Source organism: Amycolatopsis regifaucium, from assembly GCF_001613935.1.
Classification (GTDB): Bacteria; Actinomycetota; Actinomycetes; order Mycobacteriales; family Pseudonocardiaceae; genus Amycolatopsis; species Amycolatopsis regifaucium.
On record NZ_LQCI01000003.1, the window covers coordinates 703,273 to 721,417 of the forward strand.

The 18,145-nt window shown below is 68.7% G+C and carries 12 protein-coding genes and 1 pseudogene; 5 read left to right on the forward strand and 8 right to left on the reverse strand.

The annotated features are described in order from the left end of the window. Window positions 1-40: 40 nt before the first annotated feature. On the forward strand, window positions 41-760 hold the full coding sequence (locus AVL48_RS07125; protein ID WP_061985883.1) for a hypothetical protein: 720 nt from the start codon (window positions 41-43) through the stop codon (window positions 758-760). Here the strand turns inward: AVL48_RS07125 and AVL48_RS07130 are convergent. Then, window positions 757-1,488, reverse strand: a pseudogene (locus tag AVL48_RS07130) (SMP-30/gluconolactonase/LRE family protein); the annotation flags it as partial. The gene AVL48_RS07125 and the pseudogene AVL48_RS07130 overlap by 4 nt on opposite strands. A 182-nt stretch (window positions 1,489-1,670) precedes the next feature. Beyond that, window positions 1,671-5,402 carry a multifunctional oxoglutarate decarboxylase/oxoglutarate dehydrogenase thiamine pyrophosphate-binding subunit/dihydrolipoyllysine-residue succinyltransferase subunit gene (locus AVL48_RS07135; RefSeq protein ID WP_074038238.1) on the reverse strand — a complete coding sequence of 1,244 codons (3,732 nt, stop codon included), beginning with the start codon at window positions 5,400-5,402 and terminating at the stop codon, window positions 1,671-1,673. A gap of 373 nt (window positions 5,403-5,775) precedes the next feature. On the opposite strand from AVL48_RS07135, the gene AVL48_RS07140 reads away from it, so the two are divergent. Beyond that, window positions 5,776-6,042, forward strand: a complete 267-nt coding sequence (locus tag AVL48_RS07140) for a hypothetical protein (protein WP_061985880.1) — start codon at window positions 5,776-5,778, stop codon at window positions 6,040-6,042. On the opposite strand, the gene AVL48_RS07145 is transcribed toward AVL48_RS07140, so the two are convergent. The 5 genes from AVL48_RS07145 to ald form a co-directional block, all read right to left on the reverse strand. Then, window positions 6,039-6,608, reverse strand: a complete 570-nt coding sequence (locus AVL48_RS07145; protein WP_061985878.1) for a DUF4291 domain-containing protein — start codon at window positions 6,606-6,608, stop codon at window positions 6,039-6,041. The genes AVL48_RS07140 and AVL48_RS07145 overlap by 4 nt on opposite strands. Before the next feature lie 91 nt (window positions 6,609-6,699). Next, window positions 6,700-10,425 (reverse strand): ABC transporter ATP-binding protein, encoded by a 3,726-nt coding sequence (locus AVL48_RS07150; RefSeq protein ID WP_143104846.1) that lies wholly within the window; start codon window positions 10,423-10,425, stop codon window positions 6,700-6,702. Between the two features lie 125 nt (window positions 10,426-10,550). After that, complete coding sequence (locus tag AVL48_RS07155) at window positions 10,551-11,435, reverse strand: ABC-2 transporter permease (RefSeq protein ID WP_061985876.1); 885 nt, start codon at window positions 11,433-11,435, stop codon at window positions 10,551-10,553. Then, entirely contained in the window at window positions 11,435-12,604 is a 1,170-nt protein-coding gene (locus AVL48_RS07160; protein ID WP_061985874.1) for an ABC transporter ATP-binding protein, read from the reverse strand. The genes AVL48_RS07155 and AVL48_RS07160 overlap by 1 nt, the downstream gene beginning before the upstream one ends. Before the next feature lie 867 nt (window positions 12,605-13,471). Continuing rightward, entirely contained in the window at window positions 13,472-14,587 is a 1,116-nt protein-coding gene (gene ald, locus AVL48_RS07165) for an alanine dehydrogenase (RefSeq protein WP_061985872.1), read from the reverse strand. A 162-nt stretch (window positions 14,588-14,749) separates the two neighbouring features. On the opposite strand from ald, the gene AVL48_RS07170 reads away from it, so the two are divergent. The 3 genes from AVL48_RS07170 to AVL48_RS07180 all read left to right on the forward strand — a co-directional run bounded on the left by AVL48_RS07170 (window position 14,750) and on the right by AVL48_RS07180 (window position 16,452). Next, window positions 14,750-15,688: a zinc-binding dehydrogenase gene (locus AVL48_RS07170; protein WP_061985870.1), complete on the forward strand. Its 939-nt coding sequence runs from the start codon at window positions 14,750-14,752 to the stop codon at window positions 15,686-15,688. Beyond that, window positions 15,688-16,107, forward strand: coding sequence for a pyridoxamine 5'-phosphate oxidase family protein (locus AVL48_RS07175; protein WP_061985867.1), 420 nt, complete (start codon window positions 15,688-15,690; stop codon window positions 16,105-16,107). Before AVL48_RS07170 ends, AVL48_RS07175 begins: the two co-directional genes overlap by 1 nt. A gap of 117 nt (window positions 16,108-16,224) precedes the next feature. Continuing rightward, entirely contained in the window at window positions 16,225-16,452 is a 228-nt protein-coding gene (locus AVL48_RS07180; RefSeq protein ID WP_007033850.1) for a hypothetical protein, read from the forward strand. Between the two features lie 121 nt (window positions 16,453-16,573). Here the strand turns inward: AVL48_RS07180 and AVL48_RS07185 are convergent, their stop codons facing one another. Next, window positions 16,574-18,127 (reverse strand): PucR family transcriptional regulator, encoded by a 1,554-nt coding sequence (locus AVL48_RS07185; protein ID WP_061985865.1) that lies wholly within the window; start codon window positions 18,125-18,127, stop codon window positions 16,574-16,576. Window positions 18,128-18,145: the final 18 nt, after the last annotated feature.

The following is an 18,145-nucleotide window of genomic DNA, read 5'->3' on the forward strand; positions in this document are numbered from 1 at the left end:
TCGTCCACTAAGGACCTTCGTGAGGCCTTAACCTCTCCGCATGCAGCCCGGACCGCCCTATCAGCAGGGACCTCAGCAGCCGTATCCGCCGCAGGGATATCCGGGATATCCGCCGCCCGGATACGGCCCCCCGCCCAAGAAGTCGAACACCGGGCTCATCGTCGGCCTCGTCATCGGCGCGGTGGTGCTGCTCGGCGGTGGCGGGGTCGCCGCTTTCCTGCTGCTGTCCGGCGACTCTGGTTCGTCCTCGTCCGCGGCGCCGACCTCGGCCAAGAAGTCCGGGCCGCCGGACAAGTACAGCGCGATGCCCACCTGCCAGAAGATCGGGAACGGGGTGCGGAACCTGCCGCCGCTCGAAACCCCGAAGGGCGAGGAGCCGGCGAGCACGTCGAACAACGAGATCACCTACACCCGCTCGTTCTGCTCCTGGCGCGAACCCAACGCGCCTTCGGCGACGGTGGGGATGTACCTGTCGAAGTCGAAGGAGCCGGGTTCGGGTGCCGGTGAAGGCTGGGCGAAGGCGTCGGTCGAGAACGCCGTGAACGACGGCGGCGTCCTCATCCCCAGCATGGCGAAGGCGACCAAAGCCGTGTACGCCAAGCTCGACTCGTCGAGTCAGTGCCAGATCAAGTTCTATCAGGGCAACGTCGAGGCGGAGATCATCGTGACCGGTCCCGACCCGTCCGGGACGGTCAACCAGACGGTGTGCAAGGAGAACGCCCTGAAGGTCGCGAAGGCGACCTCCGAGGCGATCGGTTAGCCGATTTCGGCGACCTGGACCTGCCCGGTCGGCCCGTCGCCGAACGGGTTCTCCCAACCGTGCCATTCGGCGGCGAGGACGTAGAGCGAACGCCCGTCCTCGCCGCCGAGCGTGCAGGAGAAACAGCCTCGGTCGGCTTCGACCTTCTGCAGTACTTCGCCTCCTTCTCGGACGCGGACGCAGTGCTTGCTCGCGACGTCCGCGTACCAGACGGCGCCGTCGGCATCGAGGCAGATGCCGTCGGGGTGGTCGCCGCCGAGCTCGGCCCACACGCGCCGCCCGGACAGCGAGCCGTCCTCGGCGATGTCGAAGGCGGTGAGCCGGTTGCCGTACGACTCGGCGACGATCAGCGTCGCGTCGTCGGGCGTGACGGCCATGCCGTTGCCGAACAGGATCCCGTCGGCGACCTGGCGCACCTCGCCGTCCGGGGTGACGACGGCGATGGCTCCCGGCGCCTGGAAGTCGTTCATCCCGTTGACGAAGGCGTTGCCGCGGCCGTCGACCACGACTTCGTTCCAGAGGGAGGCGACCGGACTCAGCTCCGCGTAGGTGCTCAGGTCCGCGTTCACCAGTCGAGCGTTCGGACCGTCGACGATGAGCAAGCGGCCGTCGGGGAGCCAGTCGAAAGTGAGCGGCATCGCGGCCGGCACGTTCGCGATCAGTTCGCTCTCGCCACCGGGCGTGACGGCGAGGATCTGGCCGCCACCCCAGTTCGCCAGCCAGAGACGGCCGTCGTGCCAGCGGGCGGATTAGGGGAGCTTGAGGCCGTCGAGCAGGGTCTTCATGGTGTCTCCTTCGTTCGTTTACCCCTACACGAACGGGACCCGCCGGTTTCGACACCTCAAGTACATGAAGGCCCCCTTCCTTGCGTCAGGCGCAAGGAAGGGGGCCTTCATGTACTTCTAGGCGATCAGTCGAACGCCCGGGCGATCAGCGCCTTCTGCTCGACCTCGTGCACCTTGGACGAACCGGCCGACGGTGCCGCCATCGGGCGCCGCGAGACGACGTCCAGGCTGGAGAACACCTCCGGGAGCTTCCGCGGCAGGTTCAGGCCGAAGAACGGCCACGCACCCTGGTTCTCCGGCTCCTCCTGGACCCAGACCGCGGGCGCGCCGTTGTAGCGCTCGAGCGCCGCCACCAGCTTCTTCTTCGGCAGCGGGTAGTACTGCTCGACGCGCACGATCGCGATGTCGTCCGCCTCGCGCTTCGTCCGCTCGGCCACCAGTTCCCAGTACAGCTTGCCCGACGTCAGCAGGACCTTGCGCACCTTCGACGGGTCGACGACGGCGTCGTCGATGACCGACATGAACTTCGACTGGCCGGTGAAGTCCTCGACCGCCGAAGTCGCCGCCTTGTTGCGCAGCATCGACTTGGGGGTGAAGACCACCAGCGGCCGGTTGACTCCGTCGAGCGCGTGGCGGCGGAGGAGGTGGAAGTAGTTCGCCGGGGTCGATGGCACCGCGACGGTCATCGAGCCCTCCGCGCACAGCGAGAGGAAACGCTCGATGCGGCCGGAGGTGTGGTCCGGGCCCTGGCCTTCGTGGCCGTGCGGCAGCAGCAGCACGACGTCCGACAGCTGACCCCACTTGGCCTCGCCGGAGGAGATGTACTCGTCGATGACGGTCTGCGCGCCGTTGACGAAGTCACCGAACTGCGCTTCCCACATGACCAGCGCTTCGGAGTTGGCCACGGAGTAGCCGTACTCGAAGCCGACCGCCGCGTACTCGGACAGCGCCGAGTCGTAGATCATCACGCGGCCCTGGCCGTCGGCCAGGCTCGCCAGCGGCGAGTACTCCTGGCCGTTCTTGCGGTCGATCAGCACCGAGTGGCGCTGGGTGAAGGTGCCGCGGCGGGAGTCCTGGCCGGACAGCCGCACCAGGCGGCCTTCCATGGCCAGCGAACCGAACGCGAGCAGCTCGCCGAACGCCCAGTCGATGCCGCCTTCGCGGGACATCTTGTGGCGGCGCTCCATGACCGGCTTGACCCGCGGGTGCGGGGTGAAGCCCTCGGGCACGTTGAGGAACGCGTCGCCGATGCGCTCGATGACCTCGGTGGTGGTCGCCGTGGGCACCTTGGCCGGGACCTGCTGCTCCTCCTCGACCGAGGGGCTGGCCTTCGCCGGGTGCTTCTCCAGTTCGCGGACCTCGTTGAACACGTGCTCCAGCTGACTGGAGAAGTCGCGCAACGCGGCCTCGGCCTCTTCGACCGAGATGTCGCCGCGGCCGATCAGCGATTCGGTGTAGGTCTTCCGGACCGAACGCTTCGTGTCGATGATGTCGTACATCGCCGGCTGGGTCATCGAGGGGTCGTCGCCCTCGTTGTGGCCGCGACGGCGGTAGCAGATCAGGTCGATCACGACGTCCTTGTGGAACGCCTGGCGGTAGTCGACGGCCAGCTTGGCCACCCAGTGCGCGGCCTCGGGGTCGTCGCCGTTCACGTGGAAGATCGGCGAGCCGATCATCTTCGCGACGTCGGTGGCGTACTGGCTCGAACGCGAGTGCTCGGGCGCGGTGGTGAAGCCGACCTGGTTGTTGACGATGACGTGCACGGTGCCGCCGGTGCGGTACCCGCGCAGCAGCGCCAGGTTCAGGGTCTCGGCCACGACACCCTGGCCCGCGAAGGCCGCGTCACCGTGCATCAGGACCGGGAGGACGGTGAAGCCCTCGCCGCCCTTGTCGAGGATGTCCTGCTTCGCGCGGACGATGCCCTCGAGGACCGGGTCGACGGTCTCCAGGTGCGACGGGTTCGCGGTCAGCGACACCTTGGTCTCGCCGTCGCCGAACATGCGGAAGTACTTGCCCTCGGCGCCGAGGTGGTACTTCACGTCACCGGAACCGTGCGCCTGCCCCGGGTCGAGGTTGCCCTCGAACTCCTGGAAGATCTGCGCGATCGGCTTGCCGACGATGTTCGCGAGCACGTTCAGGCGGCCGCGGTGCGGCATGCCGATGACGACCTCGTCGAGCTCGTGCTCGGCGGCCTTGTCCAGCAGCGTGTCGAGCAGCGGGATCGCCGTCTCGCCGCCTTCGAGGGAGAACCGCTTCTGGCCGACGTACTTGGTCTGCAGGAACGTCTCGAACGCCTCGGCGGCGTTGAGCTTCGAGAGCACGTACTTCTGGACGGCGGGGTCCGGCTTCTCGTGCGGGATCTCGACGCGGTCCTGGATCCAGCGGCGCTCTTCCGGGTCGAGGATGTGCGTGTACTCGATGCCGACGGTGCGGCAGTAGGAGTTGCGCAGCACCCCGAGGATGTCCCGCAGCTTCATCCGCTCCTGGCCGGCGAAGCCGCCGACCGGGAACTCGCGGTCCAGGTCCCACAGGGTCAAGCCATGGGAGAGGACGTCGAGGTCGGCGTGGCTGCGCTGCCGGTAGTTCAGCGGGTCGGTGTCGGCCATCAGGTGACCGCGCATGCGGAAGGCGTCGATCAGCTCGATCACGCGCGCGGTCTTGTCGACCGGACCGTCCGGGATGTCGGCGACCCAGCGGATCGGCTCGTACGGCAGGCGCAGGCTGGTGAAGACGTCGTCGTAGAAGCCGTCTTCACCGAGCAGCAGCTCGTGGATGCGCTTGAGGAACTCGCCCGACTCCGCGCCCTGGATGATGCGGTGGTCATAGGTCGAGGTCAGCGTCATGATCTTCGAGACGCCGAGGTCGACCAGTGCCTTCTCGCTGGTGCCCTCGAAGTGCGCCGGGTACTGCATGGCGCCGACGCCGATGATCGCGCCCTGGCCGGCCTGCAGCCGCGGCACCGAGTGGTTGGTGCCGATACCGCCCGGGTTGGTCAGCGAGATCGTGGTGCCGGCGAAGTCGTCGGCGGTCAGCTTGCCGGTGCGGGCCTTCTTGACGATGTCCTCGTAGGCCTGCCAGAACTGCATGAAGGTCATGTTCTCGGTGGCCTTGATGGAGGCCACGACGAGCGTGCGGGAGCCTTCCTTGCCCTTCATGTCGATCGCGAGACCGAAGTTCACGTGCTCCGGCGTGATCGCGAACGGCTTCCCGTCGATCAGCTGGTAGTGCCGGTTCATGTTCGGGAAGTCCTTCAGCGCCCGCACCATCGCGTAGCCGATGAGGTGCGTGAAGGAGATCTTGCCGCCGCGCGTGCGCTTGAGGTGGTTGTTGATGACGATGCGGTTGTCGGCCATCAGCTTCGCCGGGACGGCGCGCACACTCGTCGCGGTCGGCACGGACAGCGAGGCGTCCATGTTCTTCGCGATCGCCGCGGCCGCGCCGCGGAGCTGCTTGGACTCCGGCTCGGCGTCCTTCTCGACCGGCTTGGCGGGAGCCTTCGCCGTCGCCTTGGCGGGAGCCGCCTTGGGCGCGGCCTTCGCTTCGGTCTTCGGGGCCGGCTTCGCGGGCGCGGCTTCCTTCGTCTCCGTCTTCGGAGCGGTCTGCTTCGCGGTGGACTCGGCGTTGCGGACCGTCTGCGGCGACGGCGTGGAGGCCTGGCCGTTGGTGCCCGGGCCATCCTTGACGGTCTGACGTGCGTCGTCAGCCTTCGTCTGCGCGGCCTGCGTTGGCTTGAAGTCCGCGAAGAAGTCGTGCCAGGCGGCATCGACTGAGGTGGGGTCGGCGAGGAACTGGTCGTACATTTCCTCGACGACCCACTCGTTGGGGCCGAATTGTGACGCAGGGCTGCTGCTGGACACGGCTTGGACTCGCCTCTATCCGTCTCGAGATCTTGAACACCGCTGATGCGCCTACCAGGCTAACCCCCTCGGTGGCGGCCGTGTGATGGAACTGGCCTGTGTGAGGCGTGGCGCACTAGGTGATGGGTCACTGTCTCGATCAAGAGATCGAAAATCGGCCACCCGCGGACGGGGGTCGCGGCCCGTCGGGGGAGCGGGGGACCTTTGGTATCACCGTCGCCGTCTGTGCAGGTCAGGTCACTGTTTCGTCGGTCAAGCTTGGCGAAGTCGTCGCCGGCGGACAGCCTGGAGTTCACGTCGGCGCGCTTTGCTGAGTGGAGGATGCGGCCGGTGTCGGGCCGGCCGCCGGTCACCCGCGAGGTGGTGGCAGACGATGTGGCTGGACGAGTGTCCGTCGTTCTGGGACGAGGGGCGCGTGCGCCCGTTGGTCACCGAATCCGGCGAGGTCGTGCTGAGGTGCGACTCGTGCTGCGCGGTGTGGCCGACGCTCTCCGATTTCGAGGAGATGGAGCATGTCGAGCCCGACGAACCGGACTGGGTCGTGACGGCCGGGGTGCACGTCCGGCCGGGGACCTTCCGGTGGGCTTCGGAGCGGGACTTGGAGGCCGCCGGGATGAGCGGCCTCGCCTGGCGCTCTTAACCGGCGTACGGACGCTCCGGCGGTAGCAGCGCTTCGGCCTCGTCGATGCGGTTCGCGGCGACGAGCGCGCCGATGTCGCGCATGGTCGAGGTGACGTCGGTGACCGCGGTGATCCATTTGTCGACATAGTGATCGACGGCCTCGCCGCTCAGCCCCATTTGGAGTGAGCGGTGCTTCAGCGGGCCAAGGCGGATGCTGCGTTCCGGATCCCATTGGACGCGGACCGGGCCGGCCTTGACCTGGCGCCGCCACGTTTCCTGGTCGGGATGGACGTCCGGGTCGTAGTGACTGAGCGCCGCGTGGTCGAGTGCCCAGGCGAAGCCCTCGCGAGTGATGTCGAGGGCGAGTACGCGCTCCTGGCCGGGCTTGGCCGCCCAGCCACAGCGGTACGCCATCCACAGGAAGGACGGCTTGATCCAGGTCATCCGTTCGCGTTTGAACGGCGGCACGAACGTGCCCGCTTCGAGGGCGGCGTCGGCGATGGCCGGTGAGTACGCCTGGTAGACGCGGATCGTGGTTTCGGTGTGGACGGCGCGGATCTGCCGCGCCGGGATTTCTTCGTTCATTTGCCGCACAGGGTGACAGCTTCAGCGGCCCGTGCGCGACCGAAATTCCAGGCGTACCCCCGCATTTAGAGGACTGAATGCGGGGGTGTGCTCAGCCCAGGGACCACAGGCGCGCGTAGTGGCCGTCCGCGGCCACCAGTTCGGTGTGCGTGCCCTGTTCGACGATTCGGCCGTGGTCCAGCACCACGATCCGGTCGGCCTTGGCGGCGGTGGCGAGGCGATGCGCGACGACGAACGTCGTGCGACGGCGCGCGAGTTGTTCGGTCGCGCGCAGGACGGTGGCTTCGGTGGACGGGTCGAGGGCCGCGGTCGCCTCGTCGAGCAGGAGGATGTCCGGGTCGACGAGTTCGGCGCGGGCGAGGGCGACGAGCTGCCGCTGCCCGGCCGACAGCGACCGTCCGCGTTCGCCGACGGGCTGGTTGAACCCGGCGGGAAGGGCGGCGACACCGTCGAGCGCACCGACGGACCTGACCGCCTCCTCGACCTCCGCGTCCGTCGCCAAAGGCTTGCCGTAGCGCACGTTGTCCGCGACGGTCCCCGAGAACAGATGCGCTTCCTGTGGCACCACGCCCATCCGCGCCCGCAGTGCGGCCAGGTCGTATTCGCGGATGTCGGTCCCGTCGATCCGGACCACGCCGCCTGTCGCGTCGTAGAACCGGGCGACGAGCTTCACCGCCGTCGATTTCCCGGCACCCGTCGCCCCGACCAAGGCGACGGTCTCGCCCGCCGACACCTCCAGCGAGAGCCGCGTCAGGGCGGGCTCGTCCGACCCCGTGTACGCGAAATCGACGTCCTTGAAGGAAACCTCGCCCCGCAGTCGCTCCGGGACCGTGACCGGGTGCTCCGCTTCGGGAACGGAAGTCGGAGTGCGCAACAGATCGCCGATGCGGGACAGGCCGACCCTCGCCTGCTGATAACCGTCGAAGACCGACGACAGCTGCTGGATCGGCGAGAAGAACTGACCCAGGTACAACAGGAACGCCACCAGGACACCGGCGGACAGGGTGCCCGTCGCGACCCGGTTCGCGCCGACGATCAGTACGACGACCTCGGCGAGTCCGGAAAGCATTGCCGCGAAAGGGAAGTACGTCGCGACATAGCGTTGTGCGCGCAGCCGTGAACGCCGGTACTCGTCACTGCGGGAAGCGAACTTCTCCGCCGTCCGCTCCTCGCGCGTGTACGCCTGCGCGACCCGCAGCCCGCTGACGTTCTCCTGCATGTCCGCGTTGACCACGCTCACGCGTTCCCGCGCTTCGGTGTACGCCTTCGAGGAAGCGCGCCGGAAAATCACGGTGGCCACGATGAGGATGGGCAGCACCGCGAGCGCGTACGCCGCCAGCCCCATGTCGGTGATCATCAGCGCCGCCGCGATACCGACCAGGGTCAGCGCACTCACCACGGCCTGGGCGACGCCGGTCTGGAGGAACGTCGAGAGCGCGTCGACGTCGGTCGTCATCCGGGTCATGATCTTCCCGGACAGCTCGCGTTCGTAGAAGTCGAGTCCCAGCCGCTGCAGATGCGCGTAACTGCGTACGCGCAGCGAATACAGCACCGTCTCGCCGACCCGCGCTGTCATCTTGGTCTGGAGGTAGACCACCAGCCAGTCCGCGAGGATGACCAGCGCGCCGATCCCGGCGGCCAGCCAGATCACCGCCTCCACCCCGGCGCGCACGCCGTTGTCGATGCCGTACTGGTACAGCGCCGGCATCGCGATGGTGGCCAGCGCGTCGGCGGCGACCAGCCCGATCACCACGGCGAGCGGGCCCCGCACCGGTTTCAGCAGGCGGCCGAGGCGGAACCTCGGTTCGGGCGCGGTGACGTCCGTGCCCGGCAGCCGCGGGGTGTCCGTGGCGGGCGGCAGTTTCCGGACCCCTTCGAGGAGTTCGCCGCTCGGCGGGAGGTCGACCTCCCATTCGCCGCCGCCGCCTTTCCGCCGCTCACCGGCCAGTTCGTCGGTGCCTTCCTGGTGCGGCCACAGGGCGGGGGTGATCCCCGCGGGGCCGCAGTCGAGGCCTTCACAGCGGTGCGGTTCCTCGACGTCGTCGCCCGGACCCGCGACGAGTTCGCGGAACAGCGGGCAGCGCGCCAGCAGTTCCTCCTCGGTGCCGACGTCGACGACCCGGCCCTTGTCCAGGACGGCGATGCGGTCGGCGAGGGCGAGGGTGGAGCGGCGGTGCGCGATCAGCAGGGTCGTCCGGCTCGCGGTGACCGAGCGCAGCGTGTCGTGGATCGCCGCTTCGGTGACCGTGTCGATGGCCGAGGTCGCGTCGTCGAGGACCAGTACGCGCGGATCGGTCATCAACGCCCTCGCCAGGCCGAGCCGTTGCCGCTGGCCGCCGGACAAGGTGAGGCCGCGCTCGCCGACGAGGGTGTCGTAACCGTCGGGGAGCCGCTGGATGAACTCGTCCGCTTCCGCCGCCCGCGCGGCCGCCCTGATCTCTTCGTCGCTCGCGTCCGGCCTGCCGTAGGCGATGTTGTCGCGCACCGAGGAGGAGAACAGGAACGCCTCCTCGAAGACCACGCCGATGGCGCTGCGCAGGTCGTGTTGGCGGACGTCGCGGACGTCGAGGTCACCGACCTGGACCGAACCGCTGTGCACGTCGTAGAACCGGGGCAGCAGCAGCGAAATCGTCGACTTCCCCGAACCGGCCGTGCCGACCAGCGCGAGTGTCTCGCCCGGCTGGGCCTCCAGTGTGAGGCCGTCGAGCACGGGATCCGACCGCGTGTAACCGAAGGAGACATCCTCCAACCGGACGCCGAGCGGACCGTCGGGCAGTGGCCGCGCGTCGGGGCTGTCGACGACGTCCGGCTGCGCGTCGATCAGTTCGTTGACCCGCTCCGCTCCGGCCCGGGTCAGCTGGGCCTGGACGACGAGGCTCGAGATCATCCTCGCCGGGCCGATCAGGATGGAGAGATAGGTCGCGAAAGCCAGGAAGGTGCCCAGGCTGACCTCGCCCTTCAGGGCCAGAACGCCACCGACCGCCAGCACCGCGACCTGACCGGCGGCGGGCAGCGCGGCTGTCGTGGCCGTCGGCAGGGAGGACAGCCGTGCCGCGCGCATGCGTTCGGCGAAAAGCTTCTTCGCCGTGTTTTCCAGCTTCGCTACTTCGCGTGCTTCCTGGCCGAAGCCCTTCACCACGCGGACGCCGGTGACGGTCTCTTCGACCTGCTGAGCGACATCGGCCGCGCGTTGCTGCGCCGCCCACGTCGCCGGGAACAGCCGCTTCCGGCTCACCGCCATGATGATCGCGATCGCCGGGGCGACCACCATCGCGATCAGGGTCAGCGTCGGGGACATCCACAGCATCGCGCCCAGCGACAGCAGCGCGAAGATCACCGAGCCCGCCGAGAGCGGCACCTGCATCAGGACCGAGGTGACCAGCTGCAGATCCGAGATCGCGCGCGAGGCGACCTGACCGGTGCGCAACGCGTCCTGCTTGCCACCGTCGAGCCGGGAGACCGCGTTGAACACCTGGCGGCGCAGATCGTGCTGGACGTCCAGCGCCAGCCGTCCGCCGACGTACCGGCGGGCGAAGGCGTTGCCGAAGGTCAGCACCTGCAGCACCGCCATCACGGCGGCGAGCAGACCGAGGCGGGAGGTTTCGCCCGCGACGGCGTCGTCGAGCGCCTCGCGGATCAACAGGGGAGCCGCGGCCTGCAGCCCGACGCCGATGATCGCCGCGCCCAACGACAGTACGACCAGCCAGGGATGTTTCCAGCACGAAGCGGCCAGGCGTCGGATCCAGCCTCCGGTGGGCACCGGGGCCGTCTCACGAGCCGGGCTGGCTTGACGCGGGCGAGGTGGAGCAGTAGTCACCCCGTCAGCCTATGCGTCGGCACCGACAAGCCCGGCGGGTTCGCGCAGGGCCGAACGCAATGAAAGGCCCCTTCATCGCAAAATTTGCGATGAAGGGGCCTTTCATGTCACGCGTTCGCGAAGGACTACGTGATGTCCTTCTTCTGGTTCACGGCCCAGCCCGCCAGGAAGAAGATCATCGTCCAGCCGAAGAAGATGAGCGCGGACGCCCACCATGAGAACGCGCCGGGCGCACCGGCCGCGTACTGCAGCGCCCACGCCGTCTCGTCCTGCAGACCAGGCACCTTCACGCCGGCGGCACCGAACGCCTCCGCGCCGATGGCACCCACGATGCCGTTGACCGTGCCGTTCGGCAGGACCCCGCCGAGCCACGTGATGTCCCACGCGCCGAACGAGACGAACACCAGGACGTTCTCGACCACGAGCATCCAGATCGTCAGCGTGATGATGCTGCCGACGACACTGCGCCACACCGCGCCGACCCCGATGCCGAACAAGGTCGCGAGGACCGTCGCGAGGACACCGGCGCCGAGCACGCCCAGCCACTGGCCCGCCGTCGGCAGGCGTTCGCTGTCGACCGTGATCACGGTGCCGAGGCTCGCCGCGGCCACGATGATCACGCCGTAGATCGCGCCCCACGCGACGTAGGTGATCATCTTCGCGCTCAGTGCCGAAACCCGGTTCGGGGCGGTGAGGAACGTCGTGGTGATCGTCTTCTTCGTGTACTCACCGGCGAGCGCGAAGACACCGAAGATGATCGGGATCATCGTGCCGATGTTGATGCCGTGCCCGAGCGCGAGCAGGCCGACGGGCAGCTGGCCGGTCGAGATGCCGAGCGCCTCGGTCAGTTCGCGGGTGTCGGAGCGCCCGAGGAAGTCACTGAAGTCGTTGGTGATCCTGCCCCAGAACAGGGCGAACACGAACGCGAAGACCACCGCGGGGATCATCAGCGCCCACCACGCCTTGAGCGTGAGCGTCTTGCGGAACTCCGCCTTGATCAGGTTGCCCATCAGCCCTGGCCTCCCCAGACCTCGTTCTGGCCCTGCTGCGCCTGCTGAGGTGGCGCCTGCTGGTACTGCTGTTGCTGGGGCTGCTGGCCCTGCTGGAACTGTTGCTGTTGCTGTTGCTGCGGCGGAGCGAATCCGGGCGGCGGGGTGTTCTGCGGGGCATAGCCCGGAGGCGGACCCTGGTACCCGGGTGGCGGGCCCTGATACCCCGGAGGCGGACCCTGGTAGCCCGGAGGCGGTCCCTGCTGGAAGCCGGGCGGAGGCGCGGCGTACTGCCCCTGGGTCAGCTGGAAGAACATCCGCTCCAGATCCGCGGTCTCCTCCTGCATGCCGTAGACGGCGATGCTCGCCTTGGCGGAGATGTCACCGATCTGCTGCACCGTCGCACCGGAGACCGCGACACGGCCGTCCGGCATCGGCGAGACCTGCGTGATGCCCGCTTCCTGCATCGCCGAGACCAGGCCGTTCGCGTCCGCGGACTGCACCAGCACGCGCGACTGGTTGCTCTTGCGCAACTGGTCCAGCGAGCCGTTGTAGCGCGTCATGCCCTGGCTGATGATCACGACCTGGTCGATCGTCTGCTCCACCTCGTTCAGCAGGTGGCTCGAGACCAGCACCGTGCGCCCTTCACGCGCGTAGGCGCGCAGGAAGTTCCGAAGCCATAGGATGCCTTCGGGGTCGAGACCGTTCGTGGGCTCGTCCAACACCAGCACCTGCGGATTCCCCAGCAACGCCGTCGCCAGCGCCAGCCGCTGCCGCATCCCGAGCGAGAACCCGCCCGCCTTGCGGTCCGCCGCGGACGACAGGCCGACCAGGCCCAGCACCTCGTCCACCCGCTGATCCGGCATCCCGATCGCCGCCGAGTACACGCGCAGGTGATTCCGCGCCGTACGTCCCGGGTGGAAGCCCTCGTTCTCCAGCACCGAGCCGACGACCCTGGCCGGGTTCCCCAGCTGGTCGTGCGGGCGCCCGTTGATGGTCGCCGTGCCGTTCGTGGGCGTCACCAGCCCGAGCAGCATCCGGAGCGTCGTGGTCTTCCCGGCCCCGTTGGGCCCCAGGAAACCGGTCACCGAACCCGGCTCCACCGTGAAGCTCAGATTCTGGACCGCGTTGACCGCACCGAACTGCTTGCTCAGGTTCTGCACCGCGATGCGGCCACTGCCGTCGTGCATACCGTCCCCTTTTGTTGACGAAGGCCGATCACGCGACATCCTGCCTCACCCGGTGAGCCCGCACCCGCGGAAGGGGTCAATCCGCCGAAAGCGACCTTCATCACGTTCAGCGCCGTGACGGTTCCGTCCCTCAGCGCAGCCGACACTGGGCCGAATGGCCGCTGACTACCGGTTTTGCGCCGCGGAGCGCGAAAATTCACCGACCCCGTCGATGGTCTGTGAAGAAATAATTCGGACGACATCGCGGCCCCATGCAGCGCGACGGCGACTTATTACCTACGATGTAGGAGGCGGCCCGCTCCCAGTGACCCCCAGGCTGGTTGAGCGGGCCGCCCTCAGCCCCTTTGCCCCACTTTGTTCGGTGCTTGCGCACCTTCACCGAGGTGGGGCTTCGTCGTAGTTCCCGGGGGCCGAGCCCACGGTGCGTCCGGCTGCGGTCGGCGGGTGGGTCGGCCTCGGGCGCGGGGCGCCCTGGCCTGGTGAGTGGTGCGGCCAGAGTGCGTGAAGGTTCCGGAGTGTGGTTAGCCACTGGGGTGGAGTTCGTGCGGGTTGCGCCGCCAGGTCTTGATCGGCACGAGCTCGACCGCGCGTGAAGGCCACCACCAGTCACAACGGCGGCGCGCCGGCAAAGGCGCAGGACCCGAATAGGTGCCTAAAAGACGGTTCTGTTGAGCGGTAAGGCAAACGTGGCGTGTCTCGGCCCGCCGCACCGGCCAGACTCGTGAAGAGGTGACAACTCACCCTCTCGTCAACCGGACACGTTCGCCCTACCCCTCGATAACCGTCATCGGCGCGCACGAGAAAAGGGGCGAGGGACCTTCGCACTGGGGTGGCAAAGGTCCCTCGCGTGGGAGTGTGGCTTGGGGGTCAGGCCAGAACGGTGGCCAGTTCGGTGGCGGGCAGGCTGTGCGCGGCCGCGACCGGGGCGTTCGTCAGGGCGCCATCGTGGGTGTTGAGGCCCTTCGCCAGCGAAGCGTCCGCCTGCAGCGCCTTCTTCCAACCGTGGTCCGCCAGCTGGACGGCGTACGGCAGCGTCACGTTGGTCAGCCCGTAGGTCGACGTACGCGGGACGGCACCCGGCATGTTCGCGACGCAGTAGAACACCGACTCGTGGACCTTGTAGGTCGGCTCGTCGTGCGTGGTCGGCCGCGAGTCGGCGAAGCAGCCGCCCTGGTCGATCGCGATGTCCACCAGCACACTGCCGGGACGCATCCGCGAGACAAGCTCGTTCGAGACCAGCTTCGGCGCCTTCGCGCCGGGCACGAGCACCGCGCCGATGACCATGTCGGCCTCCAGCACGGCCTGCTCGACCGACAGCGCGTTCGAGGTCACCGTGCGGATGCGGCCGCCGAAGTCGTTGTCGATCTGGCGGAGCCGGTCGACGTTGGTGTCGAGGATTTCGACGTCCGAGCCGAGGCCGAGCGCGACCCGCGCCGCGTTCAGACCGGCGACACCGCCACCGATCACGACCACGCGAGCCGGGTGCACACCGGGAATCCCGCCGGGCAGCACACCGCGGCCACCGCTGGGCTTCATCAGGGAGAACGCGCCCACCTGCGGCGCCAGCCGCCCGGCGACCTCGGACATCGGCGCGAGCAGCGGCAGCGCGCGGTTCGGGGTCTGCACCGTCTCGTACGCGATCGCGGTGGTGCCCGCCGCCAGCAGCGCGTCGGTCAGCGGCCGGTCGGCGGCGATGTGGAGGTAGGTGAACAGCACCTGGTCGCGCCGCAGCCGCGGGTACTCCTCGGCGATCGGCTCCTTGACCTTGAGCACGAGTTCGCCCTCGGACCAGGTCTCCTCCGCCGTCGCGAGGACCTTCGCGCCCGCGGCGACGTACTCCTCGTCGGTGATCGACGAGCCGAGGCCGGCACCGGTCTCGACGAAGACGTCGTGGCCGCGCCCGGTCAGTTCGTGCACGCCCGCCGGGGTGAGCGCCACCCGGTATTCGTGCCTCTTGATTTCACGGGGGACGGCGATACGCACTGGAAGCCTCCTGCGGCGGTCTACTAGAAGGTGCTGCCACTCACGGTGATGTACCCGGACGGCGGTGTCATCGTGCGGGCGCGACAATCTCGCGAACCGATCATGGTTCTTCCGGCACAGTCGCTTGACCTCCACCGAACTGGAGCTTGCACCTTGGCTCACATGAGAGCCGTGTGGTTGAAAGAGTTCGGCGGGCCCGAAGTGCTCGTCGCCGGTGACGCTCCCGATCCGGTCCCGGCAGCGGGCCAGGTGCTGATCGAGGTGGCGTACGCCAATATCACGTTCGTCGAGACCCAGGTCCGCGCCGGCGGCGGGCCGTTCCGCGTGGAGCTGCCGATGATCCCGGGCAACGGCGTCGGCGGGGTGATCAGCACAGTCGGCGAAGGGGTCGATCGCGGTCTGGCCGGGAAACGCGTCGTGACCTCGACAGGCGGCTCCGGGGCGTACGCGCAACGCGTCGTTGTCGCCGCCGACGCCGTCTTCGAGGTCCCGGACGGCCTGGCCCTCGACGCGGCGGTGGCGATCCTCGCCGACGGCCGCACGGCGACGGCGTTGGTGACCGCCGCCCGGATCAAGCCAGGAGAGCGCGTAGTGGTCGAGGCCGCGGCCGGGGGTGTCGGCGGACTGGTCGTCCAGCTCGCCAAGGCGGCCGGTGCGGAAGTCGTCGGTGCCGCTGGTGGCCCGGCGAAGACCGAGCACGTCCGGGCCCGCGGAGCCGATCTGGCGGTCGACTACCGCGAGCCGGACTGGGCGGCGAAGGCGGGCGAGGTCGACGTCGTGTTCGACGGGGTCGGCGGTGAGATCGGGACAACTTCGTTCGGGCTGCTGCGGCCCGGTGGCCGGATGCTGATCTTCGGACTGTCGAGCGGCGTCTGGACCGAGGTGTCCGAAGAGGACGCCGCCGCACGCGGGGTCACGGTGATCCGGCAGTTCGGCGGGCCGGCCGAAATGCGCGCGTTCACCGAGTCCGCCCTCGCCGAAGCCGCGGCGGGGCGGCTGGAACCCGTGATCGGTCAACGGTTCCCGCTCGACCGGGCGGCGGACGCGCACGCGGTGATGCAGTCGCGGGGCACGGTCGGCAAGACATTGCTCGAGGTCTGATGTTCGACGCCGACGAATTCCTCGCCGGTCCGTTGACGGCGAGGGTCGCCACGGCCGGGCCGACCGTGCGCCCGACCTGGTACCTCTGGGAGAACCGCGCCTTCTGGCTCCTCACCGGACCATGGGCGCGTCTGGCCGGTCTCGTCCGAGAGTCGCCGTCGATCGCGTTGACCGTCGATGTCTGCGACGTCGGCACCGGCGTGGTCAAGCAGGTGCTCGCGCGAGGCGAGGCGGAGGTGCTGCCGTTCGACGTTCCCCGTGGACGGCGGCTGCTGAGCCGGTATCTCGGGGCGGACGAGCGGAAATGGGATGCGCGTTTTCGTTCGTACCTGCACGATGATCCCGAGGTGAAAGGGACCGTCTGGATCCGGATGGTGCCGAAGCGATTCGTCGCCGACGACCTCGGTTATCGGGTTTGACGCACGGCCGCGTTCGCTGGGGGTGAGCGCGGCCGTGCTACCGGCGGATCGGTAAATGCAGCACGATCGAGTCAAGATGTTGATCTTACTGGCCGGTAAGCTGCCATTCTGTTGCGCATGACAAATCAGGACTGGCGGCGGGAGCGGCGTGTCCGCACCGTCGACACCGAAGGCAATCCGGCGGATGTCATCGTGGGTCTGGTCGAAACTCCCGGGCATGGCTACGAAGCCGCGCTGCGGGTCGACGGCGGCCCCGGTGTGCTTTTGCCGCTTTACCCGGGCGCCGATCTGCTCGCCGCGGTACGTCAGACCATTGAGGACGGATATCGCGCCAGCGCCCACTAGTCGCCGGATGTCGGGAAAGGGTCTTTCGAGACGGTTTACGTCCTGAAAGACCCTTTCATGACGTCGGCGCACAATTCTGTAGCACTACAAAGTGTTCGGTATTGAATATTTTGTAGTTGACTCAGCTCCACCGGAGCGAAACGAGTTGCGTGAGCAACGCCAGCCGGACGTCGGGATCATCGAGGTCCAGCGGGACGAGGTCGAGCAGCCGCCGCATGCGGTACCGGAGGGTGTTGGGATGGATCCGGAGTTCCTTCGCGGCCGCGCGGGGATCGCCGGGGTACCGGAGCCATTGGTAGAGCGTGTCGACGTAGCCGCTCTCGTGGGCTTCGTCGTGCGCGCGCAGCAGGCCGAGCGGACCGAGTTCGGCCACCTTCGCCGTACTCGCCGCCGTCGCCCCGCGATGCAGCGAAAGGGCTGTCCACGCCTCGTCGAAGACAACGACCCGGCCGGGGACGAGCTTGGCGCGTAGCAGGCCCAACGCCTCGTCGGCCTGGGCGCGGGAGGTCGCGAGTTCCCCGATCTCACGGGCCGAGCCGGCGGCCGCCCGAGGGGTGCCGCCGCGGCGCGACGCCGGGAGGGCTTCGAGCGCGGCTCGGAGTTCGTCCCAGCCGTCCCCGTCCGGGACGACGGCGTAGAGCACCCCGCCGAGTTCGGTGGCCACCGGTCGTCTGCCGACACCTTGCGAGATCCGTTCGAGGAGGGCGAGCCGCAGGCCCTCGTCGTCGCGACCGTCACCGCCGGAGACTTCGATGACGACGACGCGGTGCGGCTCCTCGGACAGGTCGAGTTCGGCGATCGCCTTGCGCGGGCTGGCCTTCCCTTCGAGCACGGCGCGCAGGAGTTCGGCCGAGACCCGCCGTTGCGAATCGGTGTGCGCGCGGCGGCGCAGCAGGTGCAGCGCGACGACGGGCGCCGCGTCGGCGAAGGCTGCCGCGCGTTCGTCGGAGACCGGGCCCGCGACGACCGCCCACATCGACCCCAGCAGCTCGCCGCCCATCCGGATCGGCACGATGAGCCGGGGCAGCGTGCCGTCGCGCTGCGCGGGTACGAAGATCGTTTGCCGTCCACGGGAAAGTTCGCGGAACACCCCTCGCGAACGGAACCGCGCGAGCACGTCGTCGGGGATGCGGCGGCCCATGATCGTGGAGACGCGCGCGGAGTCGGTCAGGTCCTGCCGGGCCGAGTAGGCGAGCACCCGCGAGTTGGTGTCCTCGATGGTGACGGGCGCGTCGACGACGGAAGCGACCGCGTCGGCGAGCCGGAACAGGTCGCCGGAACCGGGACCGCCGCCGTCCTCCAGCGCGTCGGATTCGTCGGCGAGCGCGTCGAGGACGGTCCTGAGCAGCCAGACCAGCTGGGCCCACGACGTCGCCGAGCGCACTTCGATCAACGCGATGTCCGCCGACTTCGCCGCCCGCTTGACCGACGGTTTCGCCGCGAGCGGAGGCTTCAGGAGGACCGCGGCGGCCCCTTTCGACGCGCTGAGCTTGACGAGTTCGGCGGCGTCCGACGTCTCGGTGATCGCGACGCCGAGGACGAGATCGCCCGCCGCGAGGGTGTTGCCTGGTTCGGCGATGACGACGTCGCCGACGGCCGGGGACTCCTCGGGGACCTGGAGGGCGTGCAACAGCGTCGGACCGACTCGATCGACGACACTGCGCACCGAAACCATGGGGCGATTGTCCAGCAG